At 64.3% G+C, this 10,191-nt stretch carries 9 protein-coding genes; 3 read left to right on the plus strand and 6 right to left on the minus strand.

Annotated elements, in window-relative coordinates; translation table 11 throughout:
* Positions 1-18: 18 nt before the first annotated feature.
* Positions 19-1,452 (minus strand): MocR-like transcription factor YczR, encoded by a 1,434-nt coding sequence (gene yczR / locus ABD115_RS09295; RefSeq protein WP_343960430.1) that lies wholly within the window; start codon positions 1,450-1,452, stop codon positions 19-21.
* A 61-nt stretch (positions 1,453-1,513) separates the two neighbouring features.
* Here yczR and yczE point away from each other — a divergent pair, with 61 nt between their 5' ends.
* A complete protein-coding gene (yczE, locus tag ABD115_RS09300) occupies positions 1,514-2,146 on the plus strand; it encodes a membrane protein YczE (protein ID WP_343960431.1) in 633 nt (210 codons plus the stop codon).
* 17 nt (positions 2,147-2,163) lie between these two features.
* On the opposite strand, the gene ABD115_RS09305 is transcribed toward yczE, so the two are convergent.
* From ABD115_RS09305 to ABD115_RS09325, 5 genes are all read right to left on the minus strand, one after another.
* A complete protein-coding gene (locus tag ABD115_RS09305; protein WP_343960432.1) occupies positions 2,164-3,582 on the minus strand; it encodes an APC family permease in 1,419 nt (472 codons plus the stop codon).
* Between the two features lie 197 nt (positions 3,583-3,779).
* Positions 3,780-4,583 carry an ABC transporter permease gene (locus ABD115_RS09310; RefSeq protein ID WP_343960433.1) on the minus strand — a complete coding sequence of 268 codons (804 nt, stop codon included), beginning with the start codon at positions 4,581-4,583 and terminating at the stop codon, positions 3,780-3,782.
* Positions 4,580-5,440 carry an ABC transporter permease gene (locus ABD115_RS09315; protein WP_343960435.1) on the minus strand — a complete coding sequence of 287 codons (861 nt, stop codon included), beginning with the start codon at positions 5,438-5,440 and terminating at the stop codon, positions 4,580-4,582. Before ABD115_RS09315 ends, ABD115_RS09310 begins: the two co-directional genes overlap by 4 nt.
* A 14-nt stretch (positions 5,441-5,454) precedes the next feature.
* Positions 5,455-6,636, minus strand: coding sequence for an ABC transporter ATP-binding protein (locus ABD115_RS09320; RefSeq protein ID WP_343960437.1), 1,182 nt, complete (start codon positions 6,634-6,636; stop codon positions 5,455-5,457).
* Between the two features lie 3 nt (positions 6,637-6,639).
* Complete coding sequence (locus tag ABD115_RS09325) at positions 6,640-7,863, minus strand: ABC transporter substrate-binding protein (RefSeq protein WP_343960438.1); 1,224 nt, start codon at positions 7,861-7,863, stop codon at positions 6,640-6,642.
* A gap of 398 nt (positions 7,864-8,261) precedes the next feature.
* On the opposite strand from ABD115_RS09325, the gene ABD115_RS09330 reads away from it, so the two are divergent.
* Positions 8,262-8,729, plus strand: a complete 468-nt coding sequence (locus ABD115_RS09330) for an Lrp/AsnC family transcriptional regulator (RefSeq protein ID WP_343960439.1) — start codon at positions 8,262-8,264, stop codon at positions 8,727-8,729.
* 2 nt (positions 8,730-8,731) lie between these two features.
* Entirely contained in the window at positions 8,732-10,126 is a 1,395-nt protein-coding gene (locus ABD115_RS09335) for an aspartate aminotransferase family protein (protein ID WP_343960440.1), read from the plus strand.
* Positions 10,127-10,191 lie beyond the last annotated feature (65 nt).

Genomic DNA, 10,191 nt, shown 5'->3' on the forward strand with positions numbered 1-10,191 from the left:
GCTTACTCCCCGTCGCGCCTAGATCACCACGGGCGCGGCAACGGGGGTGCGATCCGCCCCGCGATCAGCATCCCACCCCGATCGCAGCCGCACCAGGCTCGCGCGCAGGTCGTCGGCCGGCGCAGAAAACGGGAAGCGAATAAACCGCTCGAATACGCCCGGGCTACCGAACCGCGGGCCGGGAGCGAGCCGCACGCCGGCCCGGGCCCCCGCCCGCGCGAGCCGAGTCGAGTGTCGGCCACCCAGATCCACCCACGTACTCACTCCCCCGGCGACCCGCGGCACGATCCACTCGGGGAAGTGCACCGCGGCCTGCTCGGCGAGCGTGCGGTACTGCGCCGCGTGCGCGACCGCCCGCTCAGCAAGGATCTCGTCGTAGCGCTCGAGCGCGAGCTCCGCGATCACCTGCTCCCACGTGCCCGTGCCGAGGTCGCCGATGCGCCTCGAGACCTCGAGCCTGGCGATGAGCTCTGGCGTCGCCCTGATCCACCCAACGCGCAGCCCACCCCACACCGTTTTACCGAGCGAGCCGACGGTAATGATCGCGTCTTGCTGGTGCGCGTGTGCGGCCGCTGCGGCGAAGGGGCGCACGAGCCGGTGTTGCCCGAGCGTGAGCTCCGCGGTCGTTTCGTCGGCGAGAATGAGCGCGCCCTGCGCGGTCAGTGTCGCGATGAGCTCGCTGCGCAGCTCCTCGGGCATGCTCTGCCCTGTCGGGTTGTGGTGGTCTGGAATGAGGTACACGAGGCAGGGCGAGGTGCGCCTGGCGATGTCGAGAATGCTCGCTGCGTCGTACCCGTCTGAGGCCACCGGGAGCTCGGCGACGAGCGCCCCCGCCGCCGCAAGTGCCTCGCGCGCGTGCGGGTAGCTCGGCGACTCGATCAGGCTGCGGTCGCCGCGGCGCAGCAGCGTGCGCGCGACGAGGAAGTTTGCGTGCTGCGCGCCGAGCGTCACCATGATCTGCTCTGGCGTCGTCGGTAGGCCCCGCAGCGTGTAGCGGTCTGCGATCGCGCGACGCAGCTCCGGGCTACCGATCGTATCGAAGCCGAGCAGCTCGAAGGCGTCGGCACGCTCGGCGAAGGCGCGGGCGCTCAGCGCGGCGAGGCCGGGCCACGGCGCGGGGCAGGCGGTTGTGAGGTCAATATCTCCCGCGCCAGCGGTCTCGGCGAGGTCGGCGGTCGCGCGCTGGGGGCGGATCACGGTTCCCGACCCCTGCCGCGAGTGCGCAAGCCCGCCCTCCCGCAACCGCTGATAGCTCGCACTGACCGTCGTGCGGCTTACCCCGAGGGCGTCGGCGAGCGGCCGCTCGGCGGGCAGCGCGGTGCCGGCCGGCACGGTGCCGTCGCGCGCGAGCAGCGCGATCGAGTCGCTGAGTTCGAGGTAGCTGTGGCCGTCGCCCCGCCAGTCGCCGAGGAGCTGAACGAGGCGCCGCGCCGAGAGTCGTTGCGCGATCATGATGCCACTCTAGCCAAAGTGGCCGCTTGTAGACCAGGCCAAATCAGAGTGGACTGGTCACATGATGTTCAAACTCGCGCGCCTCATTCCCGGCCTCCTGCTCTACGGAATAGCCGACGCCTTCATGATTCGCGCCGCCGTCGGCGTCGATTCCTGGACCGTGTTTGCGCAGGGGGTCGCGCACCACACTGGCCTGAGCATCGGAATTCTCACGAACATCATCGGTCTCGCAGTGCTGCTGCTCTGGATTCCGCTGCGCCAGCGCCCCGGGCTCGGCACTGTGCTGAACATTCTGCTTGTCGGGCCAGGCATCGACCTGGGGCTCTGGCTGCTGCCCGCGCCGGAGCCCATGTGGCTGCGCGTCGCCTACTTCACCACCGGCATGTTGCTGCTCGCTGTGGCGAGCGGCATCTACATTGGCGCGCGCCTCGGCCCCGGCCCCCGCGACGGGCTCATGACCGGCATCCACAACCGCTTCGGCACCCCGATTTGGATCGCACGGACAGCGGTCGAGCTGACAGTTCTCGTCGCCGGGTGGATCCTCGGCGGCAACGTCGGTCTCGGCACCGTCGCCTTCGCGCTGCTCATCGGCCCGCTCTGCGGAATCACGTTGCCGCTGTTCGACCCCGTCACCCGCAGGGAGGCGCTCGAAACGCGACGGCGGGAGGCGGCCGAAGCCGCCTCCCGCCGCTAGCGAGTCGCTTTGGTGACCTACTCGGCGCCCTCTGGCACCTTGTTGTAGCCCGTCACCGGCTGAATCTCATCGAAGCTCGCCGCCTTCTTGCGGAAGCCCTTCGTGAGGAACAAGAGGTAGATGAAGCCGAGAATTGTCCAGGCGATGCCGCCGAGGAGCGCATCGAAGTGCAGGTTCGCCCACAGCACCCCGGTGAGAACCATGCCGATCGTCGGCATGATGACGTACGAGAGGAAATCCTTCGGCGTCTTGTAGCGCTTCTGCCGGATTGCGAACCACGCGATCACCGAGACATTGACCGCGGTGAACGCGATGAGCGCGCCGTAGTTGATGAACGCCGAGATGATCTCGAGGTTGAACGAGATCGCGAGGAGGCTCACCGCGCCAGTCAGCACGATATTGAAGGTCGGGGTGTGCGTCTTCGGGTTGATGTAGCCGAAGAACTTCTTGGGCAGCACGTTATTGCGCCCCATGACGAGCAGCATTCGCGACACCGACGCGTGCGAGGCGAGGCCCGATGCGAGCGTCGCCGCGAAGCCCGCGGCGGTGAGCACGGCCTGCAGCACGGGGCCGCCGACGAACTGTCCGATGAGCGGCAGCGTCGAGTCTTCGACGAACTGCATGTCGCCGCCGGGGGCAAACTCCTCCCAGCCCGGGAAGCGCAGCTGCGTGAAGTAGCCGGCGATGAGGAAGATCGCGCCGCCGAGCACGACGGTGAGCAGAATCGCGCGTGGCATGATCTTCGGGCTCTTCGCCTCTTCCGCGTACATCGTGACTGCGTCGAAGCCGATGAACGAGAAGCAGACGATCGTCGCGCCCGTGAGCACCGCGCTCATCTGCACGCCCTCGTGGAAGAACGGCTGGGTCGACGCAATCGAACCGGTGCCCTCACCGTCGACGAGCTGTGCCCAGACCATCACCACGAACACGACCATGACGACGATCGAGAACACGAGCAGCACCATGTTCAGGTTCGAGGTGCCGCGCATCGTGAGGTAGATGACGGTCGTGACGAGGATGCAGTACAGCACCACCCAGATCCACCCGGGGGTGCCGGGGAACACGGCTTCGAGGTAGCTGCGAATGATGAGGCAGTTCACCATCGGCAGCAGCATGTAGTCGATGAGCGACGTCCAGCCGACCATAAAGCCGACGTTCGGGTGAATCGACTCGCGCACGTACGTGTAAGCGGAGCCTGCGCTGGGAATCGCGCCCGACATCTTGCCGTAGCTGACCGCGGTGAACACCATCACGATCAGCGCGATGAGGTACGACAGCGGCACGACGTTGTTGGTGTCGCGGGCGACGAGACCAAACGTGTCAAACACGACGGTCGGGGTCATGTACCCGAGGCCAAGGCCGACGATGGCCCACAACCCGAGACTTCGTTTGAGCGATCCACCGCGCTTTGCAACGGGCGTGAACGTCTTTGTCATCTGCTCTCCTGAATACTGAGAGTCGCACCGGCTGCTTCGCCCCTGTGCGACAACTGCTGTGGCGGGTTGGTGTTCCGCCAGGAGTTCATCTTGCACCCTCGGGAGGTGCCACGCAAAAGCCCGCCCAGTGTTCCGAATTATCTTCGGCATCTGGGCGGGCTATCGCTGCAAACCCTGGGGAACCACTGAGGATTCCGCTACCGCGTTGCGAGCTTTTTCTGTCTACTGATATTCACCGACTGCACGATGATGACGAGCAGCAGCGCCCCCACGAACACGATCGAGGCGAGCACGTTCGCCTGCGCTGGCACGCCCTTCAGCGCCGAGACGTAGATGAACTTCGGGAACGTCGTTGCGGTGCCAGCGTTGAAGTTCGTGATGATAAAGTCATCGAACGACAGCGCGAAGCTCAGGAGCGCCGCCCCAATGATGCCGGGCATGAGCATCGGCAGCGTGATGCGCCAGAACACCTGCCCGGGAGAGGCGTAGAGGTCGCGCCCCGCCTCTTCGATCGCGGGGTTCAACGACGCGACCCGGGCCTTCACCGCCACGACCACGTACGAGATGCAGAACATCACGTGCGCGAGAATCACTGTGCCGAGCCCCTTCTCGACGCCGGCGAGCAGAAACTGCGCGGCGAGGCCAGCACCGAGTACGACCTCGGGCGTCGCCATCGGCGTGAAGAGCAGCAGGCTGATCGTCGAGCGGAACCTGAACCGGTAACGCACGAGGGCGATCGCGATCATGGTGCCGAGCACCGTCGCGATAACCGTCGAGACGAGGCCCACCATGATCGAGTTCGAGAACGCCGTGCACACCTGCGGCGCCCCGCAGGGGTTCTGCCAGTTCTCGAGCGAAAACCCGTTCCACGTGATGTTGTTGCGCCCGCGCTTCTCGTTGAACGAGAACAGTATGACGTGCGCGATGGGCAGCAGCAGGTAGATGAGACCGATCGCCCCGACGACGGGAACGAAGGCCTTCCCGAGGCTGAATTTCTTCACAGCAGATCCTCCGCCCCGCTCTTGCGCACGTACGTCGCGATGATCACGAGAATGATGAACATCAGCATGATCGAGAGCGCGGCTGCCATCGGGTAGTTCTGCGTCTGCAAGAAGTTCGACTCGATGACGTTGCCGATCATCGCGGTGCTCGTTCCTCCCAAAAACTCCCGCGACGCGACGACGTAGTCGCCAGACATCGGAATGAAGCTGAGGAGCGTGCCAGACACGATGCCGGGCATCGACAGCGGGAGCGTCACGCGCCGAAACGTCGTGACCGGCGACGCGTACAGATCGCTCCCCGCCTCGAGCAGCCTGAGGTCGAGCGCCTGCAGCGAGGCGAACATCGGCAGCACCATGAACGGAATGAAGTTATAGACGAGACCGAAGATCACCGAAAAGTGCGTGCCGATGAGCTCGCTCGGCAGAATCGATTTCCACGCCAGCGTGCGCAGCAGCATGCTGATGAAGAAGGGCGCGACGACGAGAATCAGCAGAATGCCCTGCAGCATCGGCCGCTGCCGCACCTTCACCCCGATGAGGTAGGCGAGCGGGTAGCTGATGATCAGGCCGATGATGGTCGCGGTCAGCGCGTAGATAAACGAGCGCACGAGGTGCGGCCAGTACTCGACGAGCCCCACCCAGTAGTTACGAAACTCGAGGGCTGCGACGTACTCGCCAATGCCACCGGTCGCCGCGGGCGCCTGCAGCGCCGTGATCGCGAGCTGAATGAACGGGGCGACGAAAAACAGCAGCATGTAGGCGATGCCGGGTGCGAGCAAGAGCAGCACGATCCACCCCCGCTTGCGCGGGTGCTGCTCCACCGCTTTCGTGTGTCCGGAGAAGGCCGTAAACGCCATGGCGGCTCCCTCCCCTACCCTGCCCGAGCTGCCTGGGCAGCGATGGCCTGGGTCGAGAACTCGGCGGTGATCGACCCCGTATCGGTCGCGTCGTCGGCGAGCCCGAACGTGTGCTCGACGAGCCAGCTCAGCCACACCTCGTCGCCGAGCCGCGCTGCGGGGCCGGCGTCGACGTTCTGGGCGAACACCTGCACCGCCCCGAATTCCGGCGCCTCGACCGTGTACTGCGTGCTCACACCGCTAAACGACACATCGGTAATGCGGCCAGGGCCGATCGCGTTCACGCCTGGCTGCGTCGCCGGCGCACTCGCGTGCAATCTGATCTTCTCGGGCCGCACTCCAACAGTGATCGTGCCGGTGGTGCGCTCGGTGCGCGGCAGCGGCACGGTGATCTGGTCACCGTTCAGCGATGTGTGGATCGCCTGCTCGTTCTCGCCGGTTACCTGCACGACGAACAGGTTCGACTGCCCGAGAAAATTCGCAACAAACACGGTCTTCGGGAGTTCGTAGAGCACCTCTGGGGCGCCCATCTGCTCGATCCGCCCCTTGTTCATCACCGCGACGGTGTCGGCCATGGTCATGGCCTCCTCCTGATCGTGGGTGACGTGGAGGAATGTCAGGCCGACCTCCTGCTGAATCTCCTTGAGCTCGTGCTGCATCTGCCGCCTGAGCTTGAGGTCGAGCGCGCCGAGCGGCTCGTCGAGCAGCAGCAGCGCTGGCCGGTTCACGACCGCGCGCGCGAGCGCGACGCGCTGCTGCTGCCCGCCCGAGAGCTGGGCCGGCTTGCGATCGGCGACGTGGTCGAGCTCGACGAGCCGGAGCGCCTCGTGGGCCTTCCCCACCGGGTCCCCGATCCGCCGCCTCCTGAGGCCGAACGCAACGTTTTCGAGAATCGACATGTGCGGAAACAGCGCGTACGACTGGAACACTGTGTTCACCGGGCGCTTGTGCGGCTTCAGCGCCGTGACATCGGTGCCTCCAATGCGAATTTGGCCCTCCGTCGGCTCCTCGAGCCCGGCCACGAGACGCAGCGTCGTTGTCTTGCCGCAGCCCGATGGGCCGAGGAGCGCGAAGAAGGAGCCGGCGGGAATCGTGAGATCGAGGGCCTCGATCGCGGTGAACCCAGGGAAGCGCTTCTCGATGCCGACGAGCTCGAGGTCTGCACCCGCCTCAGCGAACGAGCTGGTAGCTGCCATGAGTTACAGCCCCAGCACCTTCTGAAACTCGGTCGAGTACTGCTTGTCTTCCTCCGGCGTGAGCGACCGGAAGCTGTGCAGCCGCGTCCAGTCCTCCTCCGAGGGGAAGATGAGCGGGTTGTCGGCGTTGTCGGGGTTGAGCTTTCGCATCGCCTCCTGCGTGCCCTTTACCGGGGGCACGAACGTCACGTAGTCGGCGACCGCCGCCATCACCTCGGGGTCGTAGTAGAAGTTGATCATTTCTTCGGCGAACCCCTTCTGCTCGGCGGGCGTGCCGTTCGGAATAGTGAAGGAGTCTGCCGCGATCATGCCGCCTGCCTCGGGCACCTCGATCGTCCAGCGTGGGCCGTCTGGCGACTCAGCGTTCATCATCACAACGTCGCCCGTCCACACCATCGCTGCGAGCGTGTCGCCGCGCTCGAGGTCTTGTGTGTACGAGTTGCCCTTCACGTTCTTGATCTGGCCGCTCTGAATCCCATCGTCGAGCCACTGCAGCGCCTCGCCCCACTCCTTGTCGCCCCAGCTGCCAGCCGGGTCGTAGCCGAGCCCCGCGAGAATGATGCCCATGGTGTCGCGCATCTCCGTGAGCACTCCAACCTTGCCCTTGAGCGAGGGCTGCATGAAATCGTCGAGCGTCTTGATGCCGCCAGGCACGGCTTCCGTGTCCCACATCAAACACGACGCGGGCAGCTGCCACGGAATCGTGAACTTGCGGCCCTGGTCTGCGTCGAGCGCGTTGAGCTGCGCATCCACGAGATTCGCGGTGACATTGGGCAGGTTTGCGTAGTCGAACGCCTGCACCTGCTCCGCCTGTATCAGGCGCGCGTTCATCCAGTCGGTGAAGGTGATGACGTCGTAGCCGGTGTGCTGGCCGAGCTCTAGCTGATCTTTGATCTTGCCGTAGAAGGTGTTGTTGTCGTCGATGTCTTCGATGTACTCGACGGCGATACCCGATTCGTCGGTGAAGAGGTCGAGCGAATCGTACGAGCCCGTCTCTTCGTTGTAGTCGAGGTAGTACGTCCAGTTGCCCCACACGAGCTGCTTCTTGCTGTCGCCACCGCTTCCCGAGCCACCGCCGCCGGGAGCGCACGAGGCGAGGGTCAGCGCGCCGAGGCCCGCGGCGCCGACAGCGGCACCCTTGAGCATCTGGCGCCTATCGAACTGGGCGCTGCGCACCATATTCACAATGCTGCGAACCATGGGGTCTTCGGGGATACGGCGTGCCATAGAAGTCTCCTTTGACTCATATTTAGCTTCAGCAGGTGCAGTCGTTGAACCCGCTGAGTCGTATGGATGAATATCCCACACGTCGCCCCGGTTGCCAATCACTCCGGCGTCAAATCGCGAATTTCTTCACGAAACAGTTACATTGCCCAGCTATCACCGTCGAGATACCCGCCGCATCCACCAATTCGCGAGCCATTCCGTCGAAAAGGGGCGCTTGAGCGGTGCAGAAACGCTGTCGGAGCCGTACGATGGCACCAATACGCGCTGCGGTGCACGCACGAACCCAGCCGCCATTTACCCATGTCATTCCACGCGACTACGTGGATATGCGCAGAAAACTGGCACCCAAACAACGGATTCCTTTGCTATTTCCGGATCGAACTGTCAGAATCAGAAGCGTGAGCAGCAAACGAACTATTCCTGCCCTCGACTCAACATCGAAGGCGATCATCGAGCAACTTCAGCTCGACGGTCGCCGCTCGTACGCTGAAATCGGGAAGGCGGTCGGGCTCAGCGAGGCCGCCGTCAGGCAGCGGGTTCAGAAGCTCACGGATGCCGGGGTCATGCAGATTGTTGCCGTGACAGACCCGATGCGACTCGGTTTCCACCGACAAGCAATGCTCGGCATTCGCGTATCCGGCGACACCCGGGTCGTCGCCGACCGCCTCGCTGAACTGCCCGAAGTGAGCTACGTCGTTTTGAGCGCTGGCTCCTTCGACATCCTCGCCGAGGTTGTCTGTGAGGACGACGACGGGCTCATCGAGCTCCTGAATGAAAAAGTCAGGGACATCGATGGCGTCTCAGCCACTGAGACGTTCGTCTACCTCCAACTCAACAAACAAAAATACGACTGGGGAACAAGATAACCATGTCTTTCGATCCGACTGCTGCGGTCGACACTGCCGCGCTCCAGGCTTCGGCCAAGCGCCACATGTGGCCGCACTTCACCAACCGCAAGGTTCTCAACGACGGCATTCCCGTCATCACGCGCGCCGAGGGTCACCACATCTACGACGCAGCTGGCAAGGAATACATCGATGGCCTCGCTGGCCTCTTCGTTGTCAACGCCGGCCACGGCCGTCAGCGCATCGTCGACGCAGCTGCCAAGCAGATGAAGCAGCTCGACTTCATGCCGATCTGGTCGTACGCTCACCCCGCCGCTGTCGAGCTGTCGGAGCGCCTCGCTTCGTACGCTCCCGGCGAGATGAACAAGGTCTTCTTCACCACCGGTGGTGGCGAAGCTGTTGAGTCGGCGTTCAAGCTGGCGAAGCACTTCTGGAAGATCAAGGGCCAGCCGATGAAGCACAAGGTGATCTCGCGTTCGGTTGCCTACCACGGCACCCCGCAGGGCGCCCTGGCGATCACCGGCATCCCCGACATGAAGAAGTTCTACGAGCCGCTGACCCCGGGTGGTCACCGCGTTCCAAACACGAACTTCTACCGCGCCGAGGAGATGGGCGCTCCGTCCAACGACATCGAGGCATTCGGCCAGTGGGCTGCAAACCGCATCGAAGAGGCGATCCTCTTCGAGGGCCCCGAGACCGTTGCTGCTGTCTTCCTCGAGCCCGTACAGAACTCGGGCGGCTGCTTCCCGCCTCCCCCCGGCTACTTCAAGCGCGTTCGCGAGATCTGCGACCAGTACGACGTGCTCCTCGTCTCCGATGAGGTCATCTGTGCGTACGGCCGCGTCGGCGACTTCTTCGCTTCGAAGGCACTCGGCTACGAGCCCGACATCATCACCTCGGCAAAGGGCATCACCTCGGGCTACGTGCCCCTCGGTGCCATGATTGTCTCGGACAAGGTGTCGGAGCCCTTCAACTCGGAAGACAACACCTTCTACCACGGCTTTACCTTCGCGGGTCACCCCGCGGCAGCTGCTGCGGCTCTCGAGAACCTCGACATCTTCGAGGAAGAGGACCTCAACGGCCGCGTGCGCGAGAACAGCCCGCTGTTCCGCGCCGAGCTCGAGAAGCTGCTCGACATCGACATCGTCGGTGACGTGCGCGGCGAGGGCTACTTCTTCGGAATCGAGCTTGTCAAGGACAAGGCGACCAAGGAGACCTTCAACGAGGCAGAGTCGAACCGTCTGCTGCGCGACTACCTGTCGCCCGCACTCTGGGATGCCGGCCTCTACTGCCGCGCCGACGACCGTGGAGACCCCGTTATCCAGCTCGCTCCGCCGCTGACCATTGGTCCGGCTGAGTTCGCTGAGATCGGTGGCATCCTCCGCAGCGTGCTCAAGGACGCTTCGTCGAAGATCTAGCGACGTGACAGGCCCCACGGCTTGACACGCTCAGCCAGTTGGCCCCCTCGCTCGCGCGAGGGAAG

This window comes from Leucobacter albus (assembly GCF_039528015.1).
GTDB classification, from domain to species: Bacteria; Actinomycetota; Actinomycetes; order Actinomycetales; family Microbacteriaceae; genus Leucobacter; species Leucobacter albus.